Source organism: Mesorhizobium sp. M0437 (assembly GCF_040321335.1).
Taxonomy (GTDB): Bacteria; Pseudomonadota; Alphaproteobacteria; order Rhizobiales; family Rhizobiaceae; genus Mesorhizobium.
In genome coordinates, this window is the sequence record NZ_JAMYRK010000037.1 from 1 (window position 1) to 23,031 (window position 23,031).

Here is a 23,031-nt window from a genome sequence, read left to right on the forward strand (position 1 = left end):
CGGAGAAGCCGCAAGCTCGAAAGCGCTTGACCTCAACATGCCGAATAGAGAAGTGCTTCAGGACTGCTGCAACCCGGACTTTTTCAACACTATCGACCCTGCTAAGACGTTCGTTCGTGTCTCTGGCGAGCTCTGATGCGGACGATAGACGTGTTTTCAGGGATAGCGGCTGAGCGCCATTGCTTCGACACGTTTTATCCAGGCGTCTTTGCAGTCGGAATAGGCGTGGCTGTCTTCGGGATGCAGCGCAGCACATCGCCGCTTCTCTCGCTCATACTCCTCTGCAATGCTAGGCGAACTGCGCAGAAGGTCGCGAAAGGCAAGATGTCTGCGGATGGCGGGGTCGCCGTCCACGAAGCAGTGAATTTGAACGACCCGCTCGCCCGTTACCTAATCGTGTAGGGTGCAATAGCGTCGTCCTTCCATGCCGTAGGCGCCATGCCATTCATAGCCAAGGGCTTCAATGGCTGCCTGTTCGGCATCCAGCGCCGCCAGATTCGAAACAACGGGCATCAGGTCAAGGACAGGCTTGGCGGCAATGCCGGGGATGGAGGTTGAGCCGATGTGGTGGACCTGAAGGATCGAAGCCGCCTGCTGTTGCAGCCGATCTGCTTCGCTGGCAGCACGGGTGGCCCAGCTCGCATTATGGGGTGCCAGGCGAACGGGGATCGGTGGGGGCAAACTCCGACTCCTCATGAATTGCGGACAGGTCTGCAAACGTCCGGTCCATTCAATATCTGCCAGAAAGCGGACCGCCTGCAAACCACCTTAGCAGACATTCAACTGGCGGCGGCGCAGCTCGCCGCCCGTTGTTCGAGATTTCAATGGCAGGCCGCACTGGCCGGCGGTGCAAAGCCATAAGCTCGCGCTTGCGACATATCACCCCTCGAAAAGGCTCGGCTGCATGCTAAGAGACTCAAAACCCCAAACGGACTGAACTGAGGAGGCGGCCGTCATGACAAGCGAAAGCAAAAAGGCGGCGCGATCCGACCTCGACGAAGCAGCGCTCTACTTCCACAAGCACCCCCGTCCCGGAAAACTTGAAATCCAGGCGACGAAACCGCTGGGCAACCAGCGCGACCTGGCGCTTGCCTATTCGCCGGGTGTCGCCGCCCCCTGCCTTGAAATCCGCGACGATCCGGCAACCGCTGCCGACTATACAGCCCGCGCCAATCTTGTTGGCGTCGTCACTAACGGTTCGGCGGTGCTCGGCCTCGGCAATATCGGTCCGCTCGCCTCCAAGCCGGTGATGGAGGGCAAGGCGGTGCTGTTCAAGAAGTTCGCCGGCATCGATGTCTTCGACATCGAGATCGACGCACCGGGCATCGAGCGCATGGTCGAGACGATCTCGGCGCTGGAACCAACCTTCGGCGGCATCAACCTGGAAGACATCAAGGCGCCCGAATGCTTCGAGGTCGAGGAGCAGCTGAAAGCCCGCATGGGCATACCGGTCTTCCATGATGACCAGCACGGCACCGCCATCATCGTCGCCGCCGCTGTGCTCAATGGGCTGGAATTCGCCGGCAAGTCCATCTCGGACATCAAGATCGTCACGTCGGGCGCTGGTGCTGCGGCGCTCGCCTGCCTCAACCTTCTGGTCTCGCTCGGCGCGCGGGTTGAAAACATCTGGGTCACCGACCGGTTCGGGGTCGCCCATAAGGGCCGCGTCGAGGAGATGGACCGCTGGAAAGACCCCTATGTGAAGGATACCGGGGCGCGCGCGCTGGCTGACGTTCTGCCCGGCGCCGACGTGTTTCTCGGCCTGTCTGCCGCCGGCGTACTGAAACCGGAACTGCTCCACCACATGGCGCCCAAGCCGCTGATCCTGGCGCTGGCCAACCCCAATCCCGAGATCATGCCGGAAGCGGCAAGGGCGGCGCGACCCGATGCGATGATCTGCACCGGCCGCTCCGATTTCCCCAATCAAGTCAACAACGTACTCTGTTTTCCTTACATCTTCCGTGGCGCGCTGGATTGCGGCGCAAGGGCCATCAACGAAGAGATGAAAATGGCCGCCGTTCGGGCCATCGCGGCGCTTGCCCGCGAAGAGCCGTCCGACGTTGCCGCGCGTGCCTATTCCGGCGAGACGCCGATCTTCGGCCCGGAGTTCCTGATCCCCTCGCCTTTCGATCCGCGGCTGATCCTGCGCATTGCCCCTGCCGTCGCCAAGGCAGCTTGCGAGACCGGCGTCGCGACCCGGCCGATCACCGATTTCGCCGCCTATATCGACAAGCTGAACCGCTTCGTCTTCCGCTCCGGCCTGGTCATGAAGCCCGTGTTCTCGATGGCCAAGACGTCGAGCGCCAAGCGCGTCATCTATGCCGACGGCGAGGACGAGCGCGTGCTTCGCGCCGCGCAGGTCGTGCTCGAGGAAGGCATTGCCGAACCGATCCTGATCGGCCGCCCGCACGTCATCGACGTGCGGGTGAAACGCTATGGGCTGCGCATCAAGCCGGGCGTCGATTTCGGCCTGATCAACCCGGAAGACGATCCGCGTTACCGCCACTACGTCGACCTTTTGATCGAGCTTGCCGGCCGCCGTGGGGTGACTACGGAAGCGGCACGCACCATGGTGCGCACCGACAATACGGTGATCGCCGCCCTTGCCCTGAAGCGCGGCGACGCCGACGCCATGGTCTGCGGCCTTGAGGGCCGTTTCGAGCGCCATTTGCGCAACGTCACGCTGATCATCGGGCCACGCGCCGGCATTAGGGATCGCGACCTGTCGACGCTTTCCATGCTGATTTCGCAGCGCGGCATCATCTTCCTCACCGATACCCATGTCTCCGTCGATCCGACCGCCGAGGAGATTGCGGAGATGACCGTTCTGGCGGCCGAGGAGATTCAGCGTTTTGGCATCGAGCCCAAGGCAGCCCTGCTTTCGCATTCGGATTTCGGCTCCCGCGATTCGCCAAGCGCCATGAAGATGCGGCAGGCGGCGGCGATCCTGGCGCGCATCGCGCCCGACCTGCAATGCGACGGCGAGATGCATGCCGACTCGGCATTGTCGGAGCAGCTGCGCCAACGCGTCTATCCGCATTCGCGGCTGAAAGGCGAAGCCAATCTGCTGGTGTTCCCCAATCTCGATTCGGCGAACATCACACTGACGGCGCTGCGCACAATGATGGAGGCGCTGCATGTCGGCCCGATCCTGCTCGGCACCGACAGCCCGGCGCACATATTGACGCCGTCGGTGACGTCGCGCGGCGTCGTCAACATGACGGCACTGGCAGTGGTCGAAGCCGCGCACAAGGCGCAAGCCATCGTCGATCTGGGGTAGCCGCGGGCTTTCTCAGATTGGCCTGAACCGGAAATGCCCTGTCTGCCTGAAGGCAAACAAAGTGTCCTCTTCCCTGGCGCCGCCGCCGATATTGTGAATAACCAGCCTTCTTGTCGGTACCAAAGTGGAGCGATTGGACGACACGATGGCAATATGCGACAGATTGCCGGGCAGCATCTGGGCGACGAGATCCCCTGGCCGATAGTCGGCGGGGTCTTGGCTGACGGGCAAGGCAGCACCGCGCCGCTCGAAATAGGCCGCAAGATTGGGCACACGGCGGTGGTCGATGTTGCGGTCCGGCGCTTTCAGGCCCCAAGCCTTCGGATAGGCGGCAAAATTGGCCCGCATATCCTCATGTACCAATCTTTGCAGATCGACATCGAAGGCGCGGCGATAGGCACGGATCACGACATCCGTGCAAACACCCCGCTCGGGCCCAACGTCCCCGCCCGGATAGGCCAGGCGTGTATAGGTCGGATCGTAGAGTGTGGTGACGCCGATCTGCTCACGGGCAGCTTCGACCAATCTGGTACCCCAATCCGGCGCGATGGGCTTTTGCTGCGCCATGGCATCCGGCATCGCCAGGCACAAAAGACCAAACTGCAGCGCGGCTCGACGGGTAATCGCGGTCATGCCAAGCCTCCGGGCATTGCTGAATCCAGGCATTCTTCTGGGCGAATACGCCTTTTTCGTGCAGCGCCAGGACGTCGCGGTTCTGGCTCTGTCCGAATACGCAGTGTGGCGTGGTCGAAATGACAGCACCGGTCGTGATCGAAGCCGCGCACAAGGCGCAAGCCATCCGATTTGGGCTGAAGCCGGAATCGGCGGCATGCTAAACAAACGATTAACCGCAAGCGCGGTAGCTTTCTGAACAACAGGCAGGCGGAGTCGGAGGGATGACGGGCGCACGTTGGAAGCTGACGCGTACCGCCGCGCTGCTCGGCGCCGTGGTGCTGTGCGGCATTGCCGCCACTCAGGCACAGGCCGCTTCCCGCCTCTGCCGCCAGCTTGAAGCCGATCTTGCCGCCGCTTCTCGTGGTGGCGGCGGCAAACCGGCATTGCTCAGGAAATATGACGACGCAATCGTCCGGCAGCGCCAGCAGATTTCAAAGGCCGTCAGGCAGGCCAGCAGCGCCGGCTGCGGCTTTTCGCTGTCTCGCCGCAACGCCAACGCATGCGCAGCACTCGACGCCACCATCGATCGCATGGCAGCCAATCTCGACGCCCTGCAGGCCAAGCGCGGCGACCTTGCCGGCGGTGGTTCGCGACGTGATCGTGCGCGCATATTGACGTTGCTTGACGCCAATGGCTGCCGCGATGATGCGGCGGCGCCGACGCCCGCGCCGGTCCGCGAAGCCAACCGTGAAAACGGCAAGCGAAACCTGCTCGACCAGCTTTTGGGCAGTCAGCCCGAAGAGGCCGACCAGGCTGAAGAACTGAGCCAGCCGGGCAACATCCGCACCGTGCTCAACAGCGCCGACATGGGCCAGCCCCAAGGCGAATTCCGCACCATGTGTGTGCGGACCTGCGACGGCTATTTCTTCCCGATGTCGAATGCTGCCTCGCTGGGCGATTTCGAGCGCGATCAGAAGAATTGCGAATCGAGCTGCCCCGGCACCGAGATGCAGGTTTTCTACACGCGCGGCGTGAACAGCGATTCGGCGTCGATGACGTCTTCGGTGACGGGCAGGCCTTATATCGAACTGCCGACGGCCTACCTCTACAAGCAATCCGACATGCCGCGGCCGCCGACCTGCGGCTGCAACGCCGCGCAGAATTTCGAGATCATCGCCGGCAACCCGCCAACCCGGGAACAATCCGAGGCGAATGTAGAGAGTACCCCGTTCATTCCGCTGCCGGTTGCCAGGCCTGATCCGGGCGCCGACCCGGAGTTCTTGGCCAATGCGCAAGACGGCCTCGACCGTGGGGCGATCAGACGCCTTGCTGTCAAACCTGTGCCCTCGCCGACATCGCTGCCGCCGCCGGAGCAGCGCAAGGTCAGGGTCGTCGGGCCAACGTTCCTTCCCGACCCAGCAGCGGCAACAGATCTGCAAGCTCCGGACCCGAAGGCTGTCCCGTAAGCGCCAGCCTGAGCGGCATGAACAGCGCCTTGCCCTTACGGCCGCTCGCCGCTCGGATCTTGCCCGTCCAGTCCTTCCAGACGGTGCCGTTCCAAGGCTCTTCCGGCAGCAACTCGAATGCCTGGCGAAGAAAGTCGCGGTCCTCGTCGGAAAACTCCGCCGGCTCCTCTGGACCGTCTCGAAGCGTACGCCACCAGATCGCCGCATCGGCCAGCCTGTCGAGATTGCCGCGCACGGCCAGCCAGAAAGACTCGGCCTGTTCGCCGGAGATGCCGAGCACGATCAGCCGGTCGCGCGCCTCGGAAAACGGCATGTGATGCAGCAGCGTGCGGTTGAGCACGAAGAGTTCGTCCGGGTCGAATTTGGCGGCGGATTTCGATGTTGCAGCCGGATCGAAGCGCTCGACTAGCTCGGCCATCGTTGGCACCGCCACGACGTTTTCCGAGGTGCCGACGAGCACCGCCAGCGAAGCGATCGCCATCGGCTCGATGCCGCTCTCACGCAGGCTCTGGATGGACAGCGCGCCGGTGCGCTTCGAAAGTCCCTCGCCTGATGCCGTTGTCAGGAGATTGTGGTGGCCGAACACCGGCGGCTCCGCGCCAAGTGCTCGGAACAGGGCTATCTGGACGCCGGTATTGGTGACGTGGTCGTCGCCGCGAATGACATGGCTGACGCCCATGTCGATGTCGTCGACAACCGAAGGCAATGTGTAGAGGTAGGTGCCGTCCTCACGCCGCAGAACCGGGTCTGAAAGCGAGGCGAGGTCGACGGTCTCTTCGCCGCGCACCAGGTCGTTCCAGTGGATTTCGGTGCGCTCCGGCTGTAGCGGATCGCTGCTGAAGTTGGGCAGCAGAAAGCGCCAGTGCGGCCGCCGGCCATCGGCCTCATATTCCGCCACCTGCTCGGGTGCCAGCGTCAGCGCCTCGCGGCCATAGACTGGCGGCAGGCCACGCGTGCGGCGCACCTTGCGCCTCAGGTCGAGCTCTTCAGGCGTCTCATAGCAAGCATAGACGAGGCGCGCCTCCTTCAGCCTCTCCAGTGCGGCATCGTAGATTTCGACCCGCCGCGACTGGTACTCCGTGGCATCGGGGAAGATGCCCAGCCAATGCAGGTCATATAGGATAGCGTCGGAAAACTCCTGCGTCGAACGGGCGACGTCGGTGTCGTCGAAGCGCTGGATGAAGCGGCCTTTGTTCTTGATGGCGAACAGCCAATTGAACAAAGCGGTGCGCGCATTGCCGATATGGATGCGGCCGGTCGGTGACGGGGCGAAACGGACGGTAACTGTCATGAGCGGGCGTACCGGATGGTTTTGCTGTTGACAAGACGCGCCCCCGCGCTCGGCGGCAGACATAGAACATGACAAAGGCGAAGAAAAGACTGCAGCGCCGCACGTCTATCAAGACGCGCGGCACCGCAACCGTCAGATCACCAGGCCTTTGGTCAGTTCAAGCGCCTGGCGTTCGAACAGCCGGCGGTAGATGCCGCCTTGCAGCCGGATCAGTTGGTCATGCGAGCCCTCTTCGACGATGCGGCCGCGATCGAACACCAAAAGCCTGTCCAGCGCCCGCACCGTCGACAGCCGGTGGGCAATGACCAGCGTCGTGCGGCCGACCATCAACCGCTCCATCGCCTGCTGGATCAGCACCTCCGATTCCGAATCGAGGCTCGACGTTGCCTCATCCAGGATGAGAATGCGCGCATCGGCAAGAAAGGCGCGTGCGATTGCAACGCGCTGACGCTCACCACCCGATAGCTTTACGCCACGCTCGCCGACCAGCGTGCCATAGCCTTTCGGCAAATTGGCAATGAAGTCATGCGCGCTGGCCAATCGCGCCGCGTGCTCGATCTCGGCCTGCGTGGCGGCCGGCCGAGCATAGGCGATGTTTTCGGCCAGCGACCGGTGAAACAGGATCGGCTCCTGCTGGACGATTGCGATCTGTGCGCGCAGCGACGCCTGCGCCACATTCGCAATATCCTGGCCGTCGATCAGGATATTGCCCGCAGTCACGTCGTAGAGGCGCTGGATCAGCTTGACGAATGTCGTCTTGCCGGAGCCCGAATGGCCAACCAGCCCAACCCGTTCGCCCGGCGCGATGTCCACCGAAAAATCGCGATAGAGCGGCAGGCGGTGGCTGCCATAGTGGAACGTGACATTGTCGAAGGTGATACGGCCATCGGTGATCCGGATCGGTTTGGCTCCGGGCCGATCCTCGATGCCGAGTGGTTCGGACTGGAAGTCGACCAGTTCCTCCATGTCGTTGATCGAGCGCTGCAGATTGCGGATATGTGTGCCGATGTCGCGCAGATAGCCTTGCAGCACGAAGAATGAGGTCAGCACGAAGGCGACATCGCCGGCGCTCGCCTGCCCCCACGACCACAACAGCAGGGAGAACCCGATGACCGCTGCCCTCAAAAGCAGCAGCATCGTCCCTTGCGTGGTGCCGTTGACGGTGCCGCGCATCCAGGTGCGGCGCGTGCGACCGCGCCATTTGGCGACGACCTCGGCGAGCCGCGTCTCCTCGCGTTCCTCGGCGCCAAAACCCTTGACCACGGCGTTGCAGCTTACCGCGTCGGCCAGCGAGCCGCCGAGCCGTGTATCCCACGCATTGGCAAGCCTTGCCGCGGGCGCGACATAGCCAAGCGACAGCATCGTCGTCACCGCGATGAACAGAACCGAACCGGTGGCGACGACAGCACCCATCAGCGGCCAGAACCAGCCAAGCAGCAGCGTCGAGCCGACGAGCATGACGACCGATGGCAGCAGCGCGATCAGGATCGTGTCGTTGAGCAGGTCGAGCGCCCACATGCCGCGCGTTATCTTGCGCACCGTCGATCCGGCGAAGCTGTTGGCGTGCCAGTCGGTGGAGAAGCGCTGGACGCGGTGGAAGGCGTCGGCGGCGATATCCGCCATCATCTTCAACGTCAGCTCGACAATGGCCATGAAGGCGAGATTGCGCAGCACGACACCGGTGAGCGCCAGGGCCACCAGCATCGAAAAGGCCGCTGTCGCCGCGTTCCACGCAACATCGTCGGCCGCAGCACTGCTGGCGACGGCATCCACCAGCCGGCCGGAATAGAGCGGCGTCAGCACGTCGGCCAAGGTCGACAGCAGGAATGTGCCCATAATGCCGGCAAGCCGCCACGGCTGACACCGCCAATGGCTGAGCGTGAAGCCAAGAACGCTGCGAAAGGCGCCCGCGCGCAAATCTATTCGAAAACGAGTCATGATGTCATTCGGGCGCAAACGAGCCCGATCCCACGAAAGTAGAAATTGAAAAACCGCGTCGGCGCCGTTTGGCGCCCGGAGATGCGGAGGTTTGGCGTATTTGGCGGCCCTGTAGAGGGGCGGCGACCGGCAGCGGCGAAATACCTGCCTCGGTTCAGCCTTGCCGCGAGGCTATCTCGCGGCGCACTGACCAAGACCTAGGCTTCGCAGCCTCGCATAACGATGTCAAATCCTGGCATTCGGTTCCTCCTGAAGGGGAATCGCGGAGAGGTGTTTATAGAGACGCCTCAACGCCGCGCCAAGTCAGTAGATAGCCAAAAGCGCATCTGGTCCAAGCAGTGAGACGATTTTGCAACAATCGCGGGTTGTGCGCTGCCTCTGTTCAGGTTGCCGGGATACGGTCGAGGCGCATATAGCGGCCGTCGGTGGAAGGCCTGAAGCCGAGCTTCTCGTACATGGAGTGTGCGTCGTTGGTCGACAGGCTCCAATGCGTGACAGTCTTGCAATCCGGATGACCGATAAGCGTCTGGACAAGCCGGGTTCCGATGCCTTGCCGGCGATACCCGGGCCAGACAATGATGTCGGCGAGATAGGCAAATACCGTACGGTCGGTGATCGCCCGGCCGAAGCCGACCTGATTGCCGCGGACATAGGCGCCGACGCACAGTGAGTTGGCAAAGGCGCGGCGGTGCAATTCGTCGCTGCGGCCGCTGCCCCAATAGCTCTCCTTCAAAATGTCGGATGTCGCCCGGAAGTCGATTCGCGACAGGTCGAAGCTGATCTCAAAGTTGGCCATGGCTAAACCGTTATGCAGCCAATCGCCTACCCGCCATCCCTGAACCGGTTGGTGATGGGATAACGGCGATCGCGGCCAAAGTTCTTCCTGGTGATCTTCACGCCAGGCGCCGCCTGCCGGCGCTTGTATTCGGCGACGTAAAGCAGGTGCTCGACACGCGCCACCGTCGCCCGGTCATGGCCGCGCGCAACGATCTCGTCGACGCCCATCTCGTTCTCGACCAGACACTCCAATATGTCATCGAGCACTGGATAGGGCGGCAGCGAATCCTGGTCGGTCTGGTTCTCTCGCAGTTCGGCCGAGGGCGCCTTGTCGATGATGTTGGCCGGGATCACCTCGCCGGACGGACCGAGCGCACCCGGCGGCACATGCGCGTTGCGCCAGCGCGACAACGCATAGACCTGCATCTTATAAAGATCCTTGATCGGGTTGAAGCCGCCATTCATGTCGCCATAGAGCGTGGCGTAGCCTACCGACATCTCGCTCTTGTTGCCGGTGGTAACGACCATCGAGCCGAACTTGTTGGAAATCGCCATCAGGATGGTGCCGCGGGCCCGGCTCTGCAGGTTTTCCTCGGTGATGCCTTCCTTGGTGCCCTCGAAAAGCTGTGTCAACGTGTGCAGGAAACCCTCGACTGGCTCGAAGATCGGCACGATGTCGTAGCGGCAGCCGAGCGCGCGGGCGCAGTCCTCGGCATCCTTGAGCGAGTCCTTCGAAGTGTAGCGGTAAGGCATAATCACGGCGCGCAGCCGTTCCTCGCCGAGCGCATCGACGGCAAGTGCCGCGCAGATCGCCGAATCGATGCCGCCGGAGAGGCCGAGCACGACATTCTTGAAGCCGTTCTTGTTGACGTAATCGCGCAGGCCCAACATGCAGGCGCGATAGTCGGCCTCCTCCTTTTCCGGGATTTTCGACATCGGTCCGTCAGAGCAGACCCAGATGTCATTCTTTCGCTTCCAGGTGGTGACGTTGACCGTCTCCTCGAACTGGCTCATCTGGAAGGCCAGCGTCTTGTCAGAACCTATGGCAAACGATGCGCCATCGAAAACCAGCTCGTCCTGGCCGCCAAGCTGGTTGGCATAGATAATCGGCAGTCCGCATTCGATGACCTGACGGATGACGATCTGGTGGCGGACGTCGACCTTGCCGCGGTAATAGGGCGAGCCGTTCGGGACCAGCAGGATTTCCGCGCCGCTTTCGGCCAGCGTCTCGCAGACGGCAACCTCGCCCCAGATATCTTCGCAGATCGGCACTCCCACGCGCACGCCGCGGAAATTGACCGGCCCCTGGATCTCGGGGCCGGCCTGGAAGACGCGCTTCTCGTCGAACTCACCGTAATTCGGCAGATCGAGCTTGTAGCGTTCGGCAAGGATCTTGCCGCCATCGGCAAAGATGATCGAATTGTGCGTGCCGGTCTTGCGCTTCAACGGCGTGCCGATGACGAAACCCGGGCCGCCGTCGGCGGTATCGCCGGCGAAATCCTCCGCCGCCCGCTCGCAGGCCTTCAGGAAGGCGGGCTTCAGCACCAGATCCTCAGGCGGATAGCCGGCAAGGAAAAGCTCGGTAAACAGCACGAGGTCGGCGCCTTGGCGGGCGGCATCCGCCCTCGCCTCGCGTGCCTTGGCAAGATTGCCGGCGACGTCGCCGACCGTCGGATTGAGCTGGGCGACGGCGATGCGCAATATGTCTGGAGCGGTCTTGTCTGTCATGCCCGTGGGTTTAGCGCGGCAAAATTCGTCGAGCAATGGCGTTCGTTTGGACCAAACAGTCGATCCTATTCGCCCATATATTCGCGCAAGGCTTCCGGCGGATGGTTCTCGCCGATCGACATTGCCAGAATGCGCGAAATGTGCCGGCGCGGCAGCCCGGTTTCCGCCGCCCAGGCGTTTATCTGCACTTGGATCTTGTCCAGGTCCTTCTTCGACGTCGGGCTCTGCGCGAGGTCGAGCCCAGCGTCGCGCAGCGCTGCCGCCATGTCGGCCGAGACGATGAAGGCGTCCCACTCCAGCCAGCGCAGAAAATACTGGCCGGTATTGCCGCCGAGCCGGCTGCCATGCTTGCCGAGATAGGCCATCAATCCGACCTGGTCATCCGCCGGCCAATTGGCCAGGAACTTGCCGAAGCTGCCATGCTCCTTCGACACGCGCTCGACGAAGGCTGCGTTGTCGCGTACGGATTTGATCTTCTGCGGATTGCGGACGATGCGCTTGTCGAATGTGAGATCGTGCCAGAAATCGTCAGGCTGGAACAGCAGCCGCTTCGGCTCGAAGCCAAGAAATGCTTCCTCGAAACCCGGCCATTTCTGCTCGATGACGCGCCAGACAAAGCCGGCGGCAAAAACCCGCTCGGCCATGGTCGACAGGATCCGGTCGTCCGTAATCTTTGCCACCGCGGCATTGTCGGGCATAGGACCCAGCAGCGACGTCAGCGCTGCCTCACCGCCTTTGCGCTTCGCTGCACGGGCGCGAATTTTCTGAAAATCCACCATTGTTTCCTGACCCCATCGCGTCAATCTACCACTTCCCGTAGGAACCGGCAGCGTCTACCTCATCGCGGACGACGGAGGCGACGATGAACAAAACGATCGAGGACCTGGCAAGCCGCTGGCTGAAGCGAAAGCCGGACGGCCTCAGCGCGCTCGAAAGCCGGGTACTGCAATCTACGCTCGAGCGCACCACGATCTCCAAGGACACCAACAAGGCCGTCGCCTTTCACCAGACGTTTGGAGATCGCCTGGCCGACACCATCGCCCGGATCGGCGGCTCTTGGTCCTTCATCCTGGCATTCATTGGCTTCCTGATCCTGTGGACGGCAGGCAATGTCTGGCTCTTGTCGCGCGCCGCCTTCGATCCCTATCCCTTCATCTTCCTCAATCTCGTGCTTTCCATGGTTGCCGCCCTGCAGGCGCCAGTGATCATGATGGCGCAAAACCGCCAGACGGAGCGCGATCGAATCGACGCCGCCCACGACTATGAGGTTAATCTCAAGGCCGAGATCGAGATCATGGCGTTACACGAAAAGCTCGACGAACTGCGCCACAGCCAGATCATCGGCATGCGAGACGAGATCGCCCGGCTGGCCGAGCAGGTGAAGCGCATCGACGACATTCTGTCGAAGCAGCGAACGTCTTCATGACGGAAGTCATCCATCGTCTCATTGAGCAATATGGATTGGTCGCGGTTTTTCTGGGCTGCGTCGCAGAGGGCGAAAGCGCCGCAATTCTTGGCGGTTTTTTTGCGCATCAGCATGTCTTCATCCCGTGGCAGGCGTTTCTCGCAGCCGCGCTCGGCGCCTTCGGTGGCGACACGTTCTTCTTCATCTTGGGACGGAGCTTCGCCGACCATAAATTCGTGATCAGGCTCCGAGCCCGGCCGGGCTTCAGCCACGCCTACCGCCTTGTCACCTCTCATCCCAACATTTTCGTGCTGTCGAACCGCTACATCTATGGCCTCCGCCTGGTCGGCGGCATCGCCGCCGGGCTGTCGGGCATTGCGGCGGCGCGCTTCGTCATCCTCAACGCCATCTCATCGGTGGTCTGGGCGGCACTGTTCTGCACTGTCGGTTATGTCTTCGGGCTGGGCGCGGAGCACATCGTCGGCCAAGCGCTGGCTCGTCACGAGCGATTACTGATCGCTCTGGCAATCGGCCTCGTTGTGGCCATCCTCGGCTGGCTCGCGGCCCATATCGTCGCCAAGAAGGAACTCCACAAGGGAAGCTGATCGTCAATCAATGCCGAGCGCGCGATCACCCTTCTCGAGGATCAGCGGAATGATCAGGTCTTCCTCGTCGGCAAGATGCCGGGTCAACATGGCGATCAGCCGGCCGTTCTCGTCGGCATAGGCATCGGCGGCGAAACGCTGTTTGTCTTCGCTCTTCTGAAGCGTGCGGATGAAGGCATTTGCCGCCTCGGCATTGCGCTCCAGTCCCTCATGGATTGTGTGGTGATCGGCATCGAGAATCTCGAAGCCGCGCTTCAGACGGGTCTCGGCCCTGGCGAAGACCGGGAAATAATGATGGTCCTCGACATTGTGATGGCCGTCGAGATTGCCGAGGAAATGGTTGAGGCGCGGCGCGAACCAGCGCGCGAATTCCGGCGCGTTCAGCCTACTTTCTCGATAATCGCCGATACCATTGGTGAGCATGCCGCCAAGCTCGCGGAACATGTCGTGCCGCTGCAGCCACATATTGGCTATGCCGTGGATATTGGCATGCGCCTGCCAGTCCTCGCGCGGATATTTTTCGACCAGCCAGCGCAGATCGTCCGGCAGGCCCTCACGTTCAAGCAACAGAAATCCGGTGGTATCGGCCATGTCGGGCCCCTCAGTTGACCTGCATGTAGTGTCTGAAACGTCAGATCGGTACCCCGAGGATCCGCTCGATGACGGCGACGCCCCATACCCCGGCAGCGATCACCACCGAAATCAGCACCGCCAGCGAACCGCAATCCTTGGCCAGTTGGATATCGACGTTGAATTCGCGGCTGAACGCGTCGCATGCCGCCTCGATGCCGGTGTTCAGCACCTCGATCATGATCATGAGCAGCACCGCGCCGATCAGCAACGCATAGCCGCGCCACGATTCCGAAAGGAACCAGCCGAGCGGCAAGGCAAGCACGAGCAGCGTCAGCTCCAGCTGGAAGGCCTCCTCGCCGGCGGCCAGTTTGCGAAACGCCCGCACCGAATTGTAAAAAGCGTCGATCAGTCGCTGCATGCCAAAACCCTTCGGAATCACCGGCAGGGGATAGCGCAATGGCTGGACCAAGGGAATAAGGCGGCCTCTGCAAAGAATCAGCCGGCTGCCACCTTGATCGACGGCGTCGACTTCTCGAACTGCGGCAGCCCGTCATCGATCGCGTAATAATCGCCCTTGTCGCCGACGAAGATATGACATTCGCCTTGGAGCCTAGTTGGCGCGTCGAACAGCCCTGCCATGACCGAAACATAGCCGTCATCGCTCGGCTTCCAGAACAACAGAGAGCCGCATGTCTTGCAGAAGCCGCGCCTGGCGAACGAAGAGGCCTCGTACCAGGTGATGCTCTTCGCGCCGGTGATTGTAATGTCGCGGTCGGCAACGTTGGTCGCCGCATAAAAATGCCCGCTCTGCTTCCGGCACTGCGAGCAATGGCAGTAGACGACACCGCGTAGCGGTCCTCGTGTCTTGAACCGCACTGCCCCGCACAAGCATGATCCGGTGTGACTGTCAGCCATGTCGGCCTCCCGATGCAATTGCCATCGCCTGGCAGCATTCCAGTTTTGCGCGCGTTAGGCACGAGCAAATGCGACACCGGCGGGATTGAATACAAAAAGCGCCGGTTTTCGCCCGGCGCTTCTTCAATGACATCAAAGTTCAGATCATATCAGCCGTTAACGGCCTGCTTGTGCTGGACCGGATGGGTCTTCTTGAGCAGATCGGAGACCAGGAACGCCAACTCGATCGCCTGATCGGCATTGAGGCGCGGATCGCAATGGGTGTGGTAGCGGTCCTGCAGTTCTTCGGCGGTGATGGCGCGGGCACCACCGGTGCACTCGGTGACGTTTTTGCCGGTCATCTCGATGTGGATGCCGCCCGGATGCGTGCCTTCGGCGCGGTGCACCTCGAAGAAGGTCTGCACTTCCTTCAGGATGCGGTCGAACGGCCGTGTCTTGTAGCCGGCGGCCTCGATCGTATTGCCATGCATCGGGTCGGACGACCACACCACGCTGCGGCCTTCCTTCTGCACCGCGCGCACCAGTTTGGGCAGATGGTCGGCAACCTTGTCGGAGCCGAAGCGGGCGATCAGCGTCAGCCGGCCGGGCTCGTTCTCCGGATTGAGCAGGTCGATGAGCTGCAACAGGCCATCCGGCGTCAGCGACGGACCGCATTTCAGCCCGAGCGGGTTCTTGATGCCGCGGCAGTATTCGACATGGGCATGGTCGGGTTGGCGCGTGCGATCACCGATCCAGATCATGTGGCCAGAGGTGGCGTACCAGTCGCCGGAGGTCGAATCGACGCGGGTCAGCGCCTCCTCGTAGCCGAGCAGCAACGCTTCGTGGCTGGTGTAGAAATCCGTCTCGCGCAGCGCGTAATTGGTCTCCGAGGTGATGCCGACGGCCTTCATGAAGTCCATCGTCTCGGTGATGCGGTTGGCGAGCGACTCGTATTTCTCGCCCTGCGGGCTGTCGGACACGAAGCCGAGCATCCATTGATGCACGTTCTCCAGGCTGGCGTAGCCGCCCTGGGCGAAGGCACGCAAAAGGTTGAGCGTCGCCGCCGACTGGCGGTACGCCATCTCCTGTCTTGCAGGATCGGGAATGCGCGACTTGGCGTCGAACTCGATGCCATTGATGATGTCGCCGCGATAGCTCGGCAGCGTTACACCGCCCTTGGTCTCATTGTCGGACGAGCGCGGCTTGGCGAACTGGCCGGCGACACGGCCGACCTTCACCACCGGCTGGGCGCCGGCGAAGGTCAGCACCACCGACATCTGCAGGAAGACGCGGAAGAAGTCGCGGATATTGTCGGCGCCATGCTCGGCGAAGCTCTCGGCGCAATCGCCGCCCTGCAGAAGGAATGCGTCACCGGCAGCGACGGCTGCAAGCTGCTTCTTCAGTTTGCGTGCCTCACCTGCAAAAACCAACGGCGGAAACGTGGCAAGCTGGGCTTCCGTGTTCCTCAGCGCGGCAAGATCCGGATAGGCAGGAACCTGCTGGATCGGCTTAGCTCTCCACGAATTCGGCGACCATTTCGTCATCGAAGCACCTAACGCTCTTTCACACGGACGCCATCGCCCGCCAATCCGCCCCATATGGGGTCGCGGCTCCATACACGAAGCCGATTTCCTATTCTAGACCGGAATTGGGCGCGTGGCGAATGAGCACGGCACTGCGAAAGTGCCGGTGCGGCTGTGCCCAGAGCACCAGCGACGCGCTGCTACGCCGCCTTCTCCACCAGCCGCGCCAGCTGCGTCATGACAACCGCTGAGCCAGCCAGCCGCTTCTCGGGCGTCGCCCAGTCACGGCTGAAGACGACGCTCTGGTCGGGTCGGATCTTGGCCAGCGAGCCCTGTTCGCCGATGAGCTTGACCAGCCCGACCGGATTGGGGAATTCCCGCTTGCGGAAATGGACGACGACACCTTTCGGCCCGGCGTCGAGCTTCTCCACGTTGGCCTTGCGGCAAAGCGCCTTGATGAAGACGATCTTCAACAGATGCTTTACCTCTTCCGGCAACGGTCCGAACCGGTCGATCAGCTCGGCGCCGAAAGCATCGATCTCTTCCGTATTTTCGAGATCGCCAAGACGGCGATAGAGCGCCAGCCTGAGCTGCAGATCCGGGACGTAGCTTTCCGGGATCATCACCGCCGTGCCGACGGCGATCTGCGGCGACCAGCCGCCGTCCTGCACCTCGCCGGAATCCTTCACTTCGGCCACCGCCTCCTCCAGCATCTGCTGGTAGAGCTCGAAGCCGACCTCCTTGATGTGGCCCGACTGCTCTTCGCCAAGCAGATTGCCGGCGCCGCGGATGTCGAGGTCGTGGCTGGCCAGCTGGAAACCGGCGCCTAGCGTATCGAGCGATTGCAGCACTTTCAGCCGACGCTCGGCTGTATCGGTTAGCTTGCGGTTGGCGGGCAGAGTGAACAGCGCATAGGCGCGCACCTTCGAACGGCCGACGCGGCCACGCAACTGATAGAGCTGAGACAGGCCGAACATGTCGGCGCGGTGTACGATCAGCGTATTGGCGGTCGGTATATCGAGGCCGGATTCGACGATGGTGGTCGACAAAAGCACATCGTACTGGCCGTCATAAAAGGCATTCATGATATCGTCGAGCTCGCCGGGCGGCATCTGGCCGTGGGCCACCGCCACTTTCAGCTCAGGCACGGATTCGCGCAGGAAATCATGGATTTCCGTGAGATCGCTGATACGCGGTACGACGTAGAAGGAATGGCCGCCACGGTAGCGCTCGCGCAGCAGCGTCTCGCGGATGACCAGCGGATCGAAAGGGGAGATGAAGGTACGCACGGCCATGCGATCGACCGGCGGCGTGGCGATCAGCGACAGCTCACGCACCCCGGTCAAGGCAAGCTGAAGCGTTCGCGGGATCGGCGTCGCCGACAGCGTCAGAACGTGGACGTCGGTCTTGAGATCCTTCAGCCGCTCCTTGTGCTTGACGCCGAAATGCTGCTCCTCGTCGATGATCAGCAGGCCGAGATTCTTGAACGAGATCGAGGAGCCGAGCAGTGCGTGCGTGCCGATGACAATGTCGACTTGGCCTTCGGCGACGCCCTTCTTGGTCTCGGCCAGTTCCTTGGCGCCGACCAGCCGCGAGGCCTGGGCGACGCGGATCGGCAGGCCGGAGAAGCGCTGCGAGAAGGTCTTGAAATGCTGGCGCGACAACAATGTCGTCGGCACCACCACCGCGACCTGAAAGCCTTCCATCGCCGCGATGAAGGCGGCACGAAGCGCGACTTCGGTCTTGCCGAAGCCGACATCGCCGCAGATCAGCCGATCCATCGGCTTTCCAGCGCCCAGATCACCCATGACCGAATCGATTGCCGTTTGCTGGTCGTCGGTTTCTTCATAGGGGAAACGCGCCGCAAACTCGCCATAGAGGCCTTCCGCCGGCACCAGCGCCGGTGCGGCCCGCATTTGTCGCTCGGCGGCGATGCGGATCAGCTGCCCGGCCATGTCGAGCAGACGTTTCTTCAGCCGTGCCTTGCGCGATTGCCAGGCGCCGCCGCCAAGCTTGTCGAGCGTCGCCTCGGCCGAATCCGAGCCATAGCGCGACAGCAGCTCGATGTTTTCCACCGGCAAGAACAGCCGATCGTCGCCGGCATAGTGGATTTCAAGGCAATCGTGCGGCGCACCGACTGCCTCGATGGTGCGCAGCCCGATGAAGCGGCCAATGCCATGGTCGGCATGCACGACGATATCGCCTGAAGACAATGCCGAAGCCTCGGCGATGAAGTCGGACGCGCGCTTCTTGCGCTTCGAGCGCCGGATCAGCCGGTCGCCGAGAATGTCCTGCTCGGCGACGACGACCAGTTTCTCGGTCTCGAAGCCGGATTCGAGCGGCAGCACGGCCAGGGCCGCCTGCCCTGGCTCAAGCCTTTCGGCTTCGGCAAGCGTCGCCACCGGCTCCAGATTGCCAAGGTGATGCTCGACCAGGATCTGGCCGAGCCGGTCGAGCGAACCTTCAGTCCAGCCGGCGACGACGACACGGCGGCGTGCAGCGCGCTCGTCGGAAATGTGTTTGACGACGACGTCGAAGACGTTGGCGTTAGGGTCGGCGCGTTCCTCGACGAAGCTGCGGCCATGGCGCGAGCCGGCATGGAACACCTTTTTCGCACCGGCATCGGGCGCGTCGAAGGAGGTGAAGTCGATCGCTTCGCGCGGACCAAGCGAGGCAATCAGGTTCTCGGGCGACAGATAAAGCTGATCCGGCGACACCGGCTTGTAGGGCACGGCATCCTTCAAGGCGCCGTCGGCCTGTTTTTTTCGCGCCTCGTAATGATCGAGGATCAGAGTGTGGCGCTCGGCCAGTGCCTCATGCGCCAGATGATCAAACACCACGGGCGCATCCGGCAGGTAATCGAACACGGTTTCCAGCCGCTCATAGAAGAACGGCAGCCAGTGCTCCATGCCGGCAAACCGCCTGCCCTCGCTGACCGCCGCATAGAGCCCATCGTCGCGCGAGGGCGCGCCAAAGGCTTCGATGTAGGCGCGGCGGAAGCGGCTGATGGTTTCCGGCGTCAGCGCCACCTCGCTCATCGCCTGCAGCGCCATCGACTTGCGTTGGCCGATGGTGCGCTGGGTTGCGGTGTCGAAGACGCGGATCGATTCCAGCGTATCGCCGAAGAAATCGAGGCGCAGTGCCTCCGTCCAGCCGGGCGCGAAGAGATCGAGAATGCCGCCGCGCACGGCAAATTCGCCGATGCCGCGCACCGTCGGCACCCGCTCGAAGCCGGAAGTCTCCAGCCGTGACACCAGCGCGTTCATGTCGATCTGGTTGCCGGGCTTGGCGTGAAAGGTCTGCGCCTCGACGAGTTCCGCCGGCGGAATGCGTTGAAGCAAGGCGTTCGCGGTGGTGAGAATGACGGCGCGGTGCGGCTTCTTCGCCAGCGCGATCATCGCTGCCAGCGCATCGAGCCGCCTTGCGGCGGCGTCGGCGCCGGGCGAGACGCGGTCGTAAGGCAGGCAGTCCCAGGCCGGCAGTTCCAGCACCGGCAGGCCCGGCGCGGCAAAGGCAAGCGCCTCGACGATCGCCGGCAGACGCTGGCCGTCGCGCGCCACGAACAGCACCGGCTTGTCAGGGGCGATCTCGTGCGCAGCCTGCACCAGCGCAAAGGCTTCGTAGCCGTCGGCGACGCCATCGACGATGAACTGGCCGGCGCGGCCTTTCGGCAGACCGATCGTAGGGATAAGGCTCATGGCTACACGTTGTTCAGAAGGTCATCTCCCGGCGCGAAGCCAGGATTTTTTGCAGGACGGTACAGTCGATATCCGCCGGAACCGGGCGTTCGCCAGTGACGAGAGGCAGGAATTCGGTGTCGGGAATGTCGAGGAGCCTCTCATATTGGTCGATTTCGTCGCCGGTCAAGGCGCCGATCTCGGCATCGGCGAAGCTGCCGAGTATAAGGTCCATCTCGCGCATGCCGCGGTGCCACGAACGAAACAGAAGCTTGCGGCGGCGGGCATCGAGCCCCTCGCTTGATCGTTTCGTTCCGGTCATCTTGCAACATCCTTGCCCAGGCGGCGCATATAGCGTGGATAGAAGGCGGTGTCAGCCTTGCGCTACAGTCGCCGCAACATAAGCTGACATCATGCGTCCCTCCCTCCTCGATCCGCTGTTTGTCCCGATCACCTCGCTTGCCGGGGTCGGGCCAAAAGTTGGCGCCCTGATCGAAAAAGTCGTAGCAGCCGACCTCGGCGACCGGGCCGCGCGCGCCGGGGATCTCTTGTTCGTGCTGCCGCATACTGTCATCGACCGCCGCAACCGGCCTGGCATCGCCGGCTCGGCGGAAGGCGCCATCGTTACGCTCGACGTCCGCATCGACCGCCACCAGCCGCCGCCACGCGGCAACAGGTCGGTCCCGTACCGGGTCTACGCCCATGACGACACCGGCGAGATCGCGCTGACCTTCTTCCATGCCCATGCCGCCTATCTCGAAAAAGCAATGCCCGTAGGCGAGCATGTCGTCGTCTCCGGCCGCATGGAATGGTTCAACGGCCGCCCGACCATGGTTCACCCCGACCATATCGCACTTGCCGACGACGCGGAAAACCTGCCGCTGGTCGAGCCGGTCTATCCGCTGACCGCCGGGCTCTCGGGCAAGGTACTGCGCCGGGCCATCGGCCAGGCGCTGGCCCGCCTGCCGGTGCTGCCCGAATGGCAGGACGGTGAGTTCCGGCGCCGCCATGCCTTTCCTGCTTTCAGCGATGCGCTCAACCGCATCCACAATCCTGCCGACCCGATCGACGTCTCCGTCGACGGCGCAGCGTGGCGGCGCCTTGCCTATGACGAGTTCTTGGCCGGCCAGGTATCGCTGGCGCTGGTGCGGGCCAAGGTCCGCCGATTATCTGGCCGGCCATTGGTCGGCGACGGCCGCATAGTCGAACAACTGCGCGTGGCACTCCCCTATTCGCTGACCATGTCGCAGGAAATGGCGCTTGCCGAAATCAACGCCGATCTCGGTGACCCCGAACGCATGCTGCGCCTTTTGCAGGGCGATGTCGGCTCCGGCAAGACGGTGGTCGCGCTGCTTGCCATGGCGCGTGCCGTCGAGGCCGGCGGCCAGGCGGCATTGATGGCGCCGACCGAAATCCTGGCGCGCCAGCATCTGGCAACAATTGCGCCGTTGGCGGAACGGGCCGGCCTGCGTGTCGCCGTCCTCACAGGTCGCGAAAAGGGCCGCGAGCGTGCCGACACGCTGACCGGGCTGGCCAATGGTGACATCGACATCGTCGTCGGCACCCATGCGCTGTTCCAGGAAACGGTGACGTTCCGTGACCTCGTGTTCGCCGTCGTCGACGAGCAGCACCGTTTCGGCGTCCATCAGCGCCTTGCCATTACCGCCAAGGGCGATGCGCCCGACATGCTGGTGATGACAGCAACGCCGATACCGCGGACGCTGGTGCTGACTGCATTCGGCGACATGGATGTGTCGAAGCTGACGGAAAAGCCGGCCGGCCGCCAGCCGATCCGCACCGTCACCTTGCCGCTTGAACGGCTCGACGAACTGATCGGACGCATGCTCGACGCCGTCGCCGATGGCCAGAAAATCTACTGGATCTGTCCGCTGATCGAGGAATCCGAGGAGATCAAGCTGATGTCGGCCGAGGACCGTTTTGCCTCGCTGAAGCCGCTGTTCGGCGACCGCATCGGCCTGGTGCACGGCCGCATGAAAGGCACCGACAAAGACGAGGCGATGCGCGCCTTCAAGCAGGGCGACACCCGTATCCTGATCGCCACCACCGTCATCGAGGTCGGCGTCGATGTGCCTGATGCGACGATCATGGTCATCGAGCATGCCGAGCGTTTTGGCCTCGCCCAGTTGCACCAATTGCGTGGCCGGGTCGGGCGTGGCGACAAGCCTTCATCCTGTGTGCTGCTCTACAAGGACCCGCTCGGCGAGACGGCAAAACGCCGTTTGTCGGTGATGCGCGAGACCGAGGACGGTTTCCGTATCGCCGAAGAGGATCTGAAGCTGCGCGGCGAAGGCGAGTTGCTCGGCACCCGCCAGTCCGGCACGCCGGGCTTCCAGGTGGCGCGCATCGAGGCGCATGCCGACCTGCTCGAGGCCGCACGCGACGATGCGCGGCTGATCCTGTCGCGCGATCCGGAACTGCAGTCCGAACGCGGCACGGCGCTGCGCCTGTTGCTCTATCTGTTCGGCCGCGACGAGGCCGTGCGGCTCCTGCGTGCCGGCTGAGGCATCGTGTCGAGCGGAGGATTGGCAAGCGCGCCGTGGATATGCTCGCCGTTCACCGTCACCATTTTGACAGCTGGCGCCACCAGGCCGGCCGACACGATCAGCTTGGCTCCGTCCTCGATCGTCATGTCGAGCAGCACAATGTCGGATTTCGGCACATACATCAGAAAGCCGGTCGTCGGGTTGGGCGTACACGGCATGAACACGGCAATCAGCGGATCGCCTTCCCGGTCGAGCTTCTGGTTGATCTCGGTTTCCTTCTCGCTGGCGACGAAGACAAGCGACCAGACCCCTTTGCGCGGATATTCGACCAATCCGACCTGCCGGAACATGTCGCCCTTGTTCGACAGCACTGTCTCGAAAATCTGCTTCAGCGAACGGTAGATGCCGCGCACCAGCGGCATGCGGCCAAGCAGGCGCTCGCCGAAGTTGACGATGGCGCGGCCAACGATATTGGCGGTCATAAAGCCGATGAAGGTGATGAGGATCAGGGCAACGATCAGCCCAAAACCCGGCACTGGAAACGGCAGGTACGTGTCCGGATTGTAGCGTACCGGAATGTAGGGTTTCACCCAGGAATCGACCCAGCCGATCAGCGACCAGGCAATGTAGGCGGTAATCGCCAGCGGCGCGCAAACGACGAAGCCGGTCAGGAAATAGTTTCTCAGCCGGGTCATGCCTGAGGTCTTGAGAGCATCCGACATGGTTCACCGCAGCGTGTGTTTGCAGCGCGACAC

Annotated in this window: 18 protein-coding genes and 1 pseudogene; 5 read left to right on the plus strand and 14 right to left on the minus strand. The window is 62.7% G+C overall.

Annotation, left to right across the window (positions count from 1 at the left end; genetic code table 11):
• Positions 1-156: 156 nt before the first annotated feature.
• Positions 157-696: pseudogene (locus NKI72_RS21605) on the minus strand (GrpB family protein).
• A gap of 259 nt (positions 697-955) precedes the next feature.
• On the opposite strand from NKI72_RS21605, the gene NKI72_RS21610 reads away from it, so the two are divergent.
• Positions 956-3,280, plus strand: a complete 2,325-nt coding sequence (locus tag NKI72_RS21610; RefSeq protein ID WP_352850854.1) for an NADP-dependent malic enzyme — start codon at positions 956-958, stop codon at positions 3,278-3,280.
• Between the two features lie 12 nt (positions 3,281-3,292).
• On the opposite strand, the gene NKI72_RS21615 is transcribed toward NKI72_RS21610, so the two are convergent.
• Positions 3,293-3,913: a DUF1287 domain-containing protein gene (locus NKI72_RS21615; protein ID WP_352831610.1), complete on the minus strand. Its 621-nt coding sequence runs from the start codon at positions 3,911-3,913 to the stop codon at positions 3,293-3,295.
• 263 nt (positions 3,914-4,176) lie between these two features.
• Between NKI72_RS21615 and NKI72_RS21620 the strand changes: the two genes are divergently transcribed.
• Entirely contained in the window at positions 4,177-5,361 is a 1,185-nt protein-coding gene (locus tag NKI72_RS21620) for a DUF2865 domain-containing protein (protein WP_352831607.1), read from the plus strand.
• Here NKI72_RS21620 and gltX read toward each other — a convergent pair.
• The 5 genes from gltX to NKI72_RS21645 all read right to left on the minus strand — a co-directional run bounded on the left by gltX (position 5,279) and on the right by NKI72_RS21645 (position 11,874).
• Entirely contained in the window at positions 5,279-6,652 is a 1,374-nt protein-coding gene (gltX, locus tag NKI72_RS21625; protein ID WP_352471740.1) for a glutamate--tRNA ligase, read from the minus strand. The genes NKI72_RS21620 and gltX overlap by 83 nt on opposite strands.
• Before the next feature lie 132 nt (positions 6,653-6,784).
• A complete protein-coding gene (locus NKI72_RS21630) occupies positions 6,785-8,590 on the minus strand; it encodes an ABC transporter ATP-binding protein (protein WP_352613797.1) in 1,806 nt (601 codons plus the stop codon).
• A 382-nt stretch (positions 8,591-8,972) separates the two neighbouring features.
• A complete protein-coding gene (locus NKI72_RS21635) occupies positions 8,973-9,386 on the minus strand; it encodes a GNAT family N-acetyltransferase (protein ID WP_352831606.1) in 414 nt (137 codons plus the stop codon).
• A 26-nt stretch (positions 9,387-9,412) separates the two neighbouring features.
• Positions 9,413-11,095 carry an NAD+ synthase gene (locus tag NKI72_RS21640; protein WP_352850856.1) on the minus strand — a complete coding sequence of 561 codons (1,683 nt, stop codon included), beginning with the start codon at positions 11,093-11,095 and terminating at the stop codon, positions 9,413-9,415.
• Positions 11,096-11,160: 65 nt separating this feature from the next.
• The gene (locus NKI72_RS21645) at positions 11,161-11,874 is read right to left on the minus strand and encodes a DNA-3-methyladenine glycosylase I (RefSeq protein WP_352502474.1); all 714 of its coding nucleotides are present in this window, start codon (positions 11,872-11,874) and stop codon (positions 11,161-11,163) included.
• Between the two features lie 83 nt (positions 11,875-11,957).
• Here NKI72_RS21645 and NKI72_RS21650 point away from each other — a divergent pair, with 83 nt between their 5' ends.
• Together NKI72_RS21650 and NKI72_RS21655 are read left to right on the plus strand one after the other, a co-directional pair.
• A complete protein-coding gene (locus tag NKI72_RS21650; protein ID WP_023680015.1) occupies positions 11,958-12,521 on the plus strand; it encodes a DUF1003 domain-containing protein in 564 nt (187 codons plus the stop codon).
• The gene (locus NKI72_RS21655; RefSeq protein ID WP_352502473.1) at positions 12,518-13,105 is read left to right on the plus strand and encodes a DedA family protein; all 588 of its coding nucleotides are present in this window, start codon (positions 12,518-12,520) and stop codon (positions 13,103-13,105) included. Before NKI72_RS21650 ends, NKI72_RS21655 begins: the two co-directional genes overlap by 4 nt.
• A 3-nt stretch (positions 13,106-13,108) precedes the next feature.
• Here NKI72_RS21655 and NKI72_RS21660 read toward each other — a convergent pair whose 3' ends face one another.
• The 6 genes from NKI72_RS21660 to NKI72_RS21685 all read right to left on the minus strand — a co-directional run bounded on the left by NKI72_RS21660 (position 13,109) and on the right by NKI72_RS21685 (position 20,094).
• A complete protein-coding gene (locus tag NKI72_RS21660) occupies positions 13,109-13,696 on the minus strand; it encodes a hemerythrin domain-containing protein (RefSeq protein ID WP_352502472.1) in 588 nt (195 codons plus the stop codon).
• Between the two features lie 40 nt (positions 13,697-13,736).
• The gene (locus NKI72_RS21665; RefSeq protein WP_352471749.1) at positions 13,737-14,096 is read right to left on the minus strand and encodes a diacylglycerol kinase; all 360 of its coding nucleotides are present in this window, start codon (positions 14,094-14,096) and stop codon (positions 13,737-13,739) included.
• A 77-nt stretch (positions 14,097-14,173) separates the two neighbouring features.
• Positions 14,174-14,593, minus strand: a complete 420-nt coding sequence (locus NKI72_RS21670) for a GFA family protein (RefSeq protein WP_352502471.1) — start codon at positions 14,591-14,593, stop codon at positions 14,174-14,176.
• Positions 14,594-14,742: 149 nt separating this feature from the next.
• Entirely contained in the window at positions 14,743-16,116 is a 1,374-nt protein-coding gene (locus tag NKI72_RS21675; RefSeq protein WP_352471752.1) for a class II 3-deoxy-7-phosphoheptulonate synthase, read from the minus strand.
• A 179-nt stretch (positions 16,117-16,295) separates the two neighbouring features.
• Positions 16,296-19,793 (minus strand): transcription-repair coupling factor, encoded by a 3,498-nt coding sequence (gene mfd / locus NKI72_RS21680; protein ID WP_352502470.1) that lies wholly within the window; start codon positions 19,791-19,793, stop codon positions 16,296-16,298.
• Between the two features lie 13 nt (positions 19,794-19,806).
• Complete coding sequence (locus NKI72_RS21685; RefSeq protein WP_352471754.1) at positions 19,807-20,094, minus strand: FAD assembly factor SdhE; 288 nt, start codon at positions 20,092-20,094, stop codon at positions 19,807-19,809.
• Between the two features lie 91 nt (positions 20,095-20,185).
• Here NKI72_RS21685 and recG point away from each other — a divergent pair, with 91 nt between their 5' ends.
• A complete protein-coding gene (recG, locus tag NKI72_RS21690; RefSeq protein WP_352502469.1) occupies positions 20,186-22,294 on the plus strand; it encodes an ATP-dependent DNA helicase RecG in 2,109 nt (702 codons plus the stop codon).
• On the opposite strand, the gene NKI72_RS21695 is transcribed toward recG, so the two are convergent.
• On the minus strand, positions 22,246-22,998 hold the full coding sequence (locus NKI72_RS21695; RefSeq protein ID WP_352471756.1) for a DUF502 domain-containing protein: 753 nt from the start codon (positions 22,996-22,998) through the stop codon (positions 22,246-22,248). The two genes, recG and NKI72_RS21695, sit on opposite strands and share 49 nt — an antisense overlap.
• Positions 22,999-23,031: the final 33 nt, after the last annotated feature.

What these genes read in the sequence shown, in the direction of transcription:
- NKI72_RS21645 (WP_352502474.1), bottom strand. Translation starts at nt 11,874, where the DNA reads ATGGTGGATTTTCAGAAAATTCGCGCCCGTGCAGCGAAGCGCAAAGGC.
- NKI72_RS21670 (WP_352502471.1), bottom strand. Translation starts at nt 14,593, where the DNA reads ATGGCTGACAGTCACACCGGATCATGCTTGTGCGGGGCAGTGCGGTTC.
- NKI72_RS21675 (WP_352471752.1), bottom strand. Translation starts at nt 16,116, where the DNA reads ATGACGAAATGGTCGCCGAATTCGTGGAGAGCTAAGCCGATCCAGCAG.
- NKI72_RS21650 (WP_023680015.1), top strand. Translation starts at nt 11,958, where the DNA reads ATGAACAAAACGATCGAGGACCTGGCAAGCCGCTGGCTGAAGCGAAAG.
- NKI72_RS21660 (WP_352502472.1), bottom strand. Translation starts at nt 13,696, where the DNA reads ATGGCCGATACCACCGGATTTCTGTTGCTTGAACGTGAGGGCCTGCCG.
- NKI72_RS21615 (WP_352831610.1), bottom strand. Translation starts at nt 3,913, where the DNA reads ATGACCGCGATTACCCGTCGAGCCGCGCTGCAGTTTGGTCTTTTGTGC.
- NKI72_RS21620 (WP_352831607.1), top strand. Translation starts at nt 4,177, where the DNA reads ATGACGGGCGCACGTTGGAAGCTGACGCGTACCGCCGCGCTGCTCGGC.
- recG (WP_352502469.1), top strand. Translation starts at nt 20,186, where the DNA reads ATGCGTCCCTCCCTCCTCGATCCGCTGTTTGTCCCGATCACCTCGCTT.
- NKI72_RS21640 (WP_352850856.1), bottom strand. Translation starts at nt 11,095, where the DNA reads ATGACAGACAAGACCGCTCCAGACATATTGCGCATCGCCGTCGCCCAG.
- NKI72_RS21695 (WP_352471756.1), bottom strand. Translation starts at nt 22,998, where the DNA reads ATGTCGGATGCTCTCAAGACCTCAGGCATGACCCGGCTGAGAAACTAT.
- gltX (WP_352471740.1), bottom strand. Translation starts at nt 6,652, where the DNA reads ATGACAGTTACCGTCCGTTTCGCCCCGTCACCGACCGGCCGCATCCAT.
- mfd (WP_352502470.1), bottom strand. Translation starts at nt 19,793, where the DNA reads ATGAGCCTTATCCCTACGATCGGTCTGCCGAAAGGCCGCGCCGGCCAG.
- NKI72_RS21685 (WP_352471754.1), bottom strand. Translation starts at nt 20,094, where the DNA reads ATGACCGGAACGAAACGATCAAGCGAGGGGCTCGATGCCCGCCGCCGC.
- NKI72_RS21665 (WP_352471749.1), bottom strand. Translation starts at nt 14,096, where the DNA reads ATGCAGCGACTGATCGACGCTTTTTACAATTCGGTGCGGGCGTTTCGC.
- NKI72_RS21655 (WP_352502473.1), top strand. Translation starts at nt 12,518, where the DNA reads ATGACGGAAGTCATCCATCGTCTCATTGAGCAATATGGATTGGTCGCG.
- NKI72_RS21635 (WP_352831606.1), bottom strand. Translation starts at nt 9,386, where the DNA reads ATGGCCAACTTTGAGATCAGCTTCGACCTGTCGCGAATCGACTTCCGG.
- NKI72_RS21630 (WP_352613797.1), bottom strand. Translation starts at nt 8,590, where the DNA reads ATGACTCGTTTTCGAATAGATTTGCGCGCGGGCGCCTTTCGCAGCGTT.
- NKI72_RS21610 (WP_352850854.1), top strand. Translation starts at nt 956, where the DNA reads ATGACAAGCGAAAGCAAAAAGGCGGCGCGATCCGACCTCGACGAAGCA.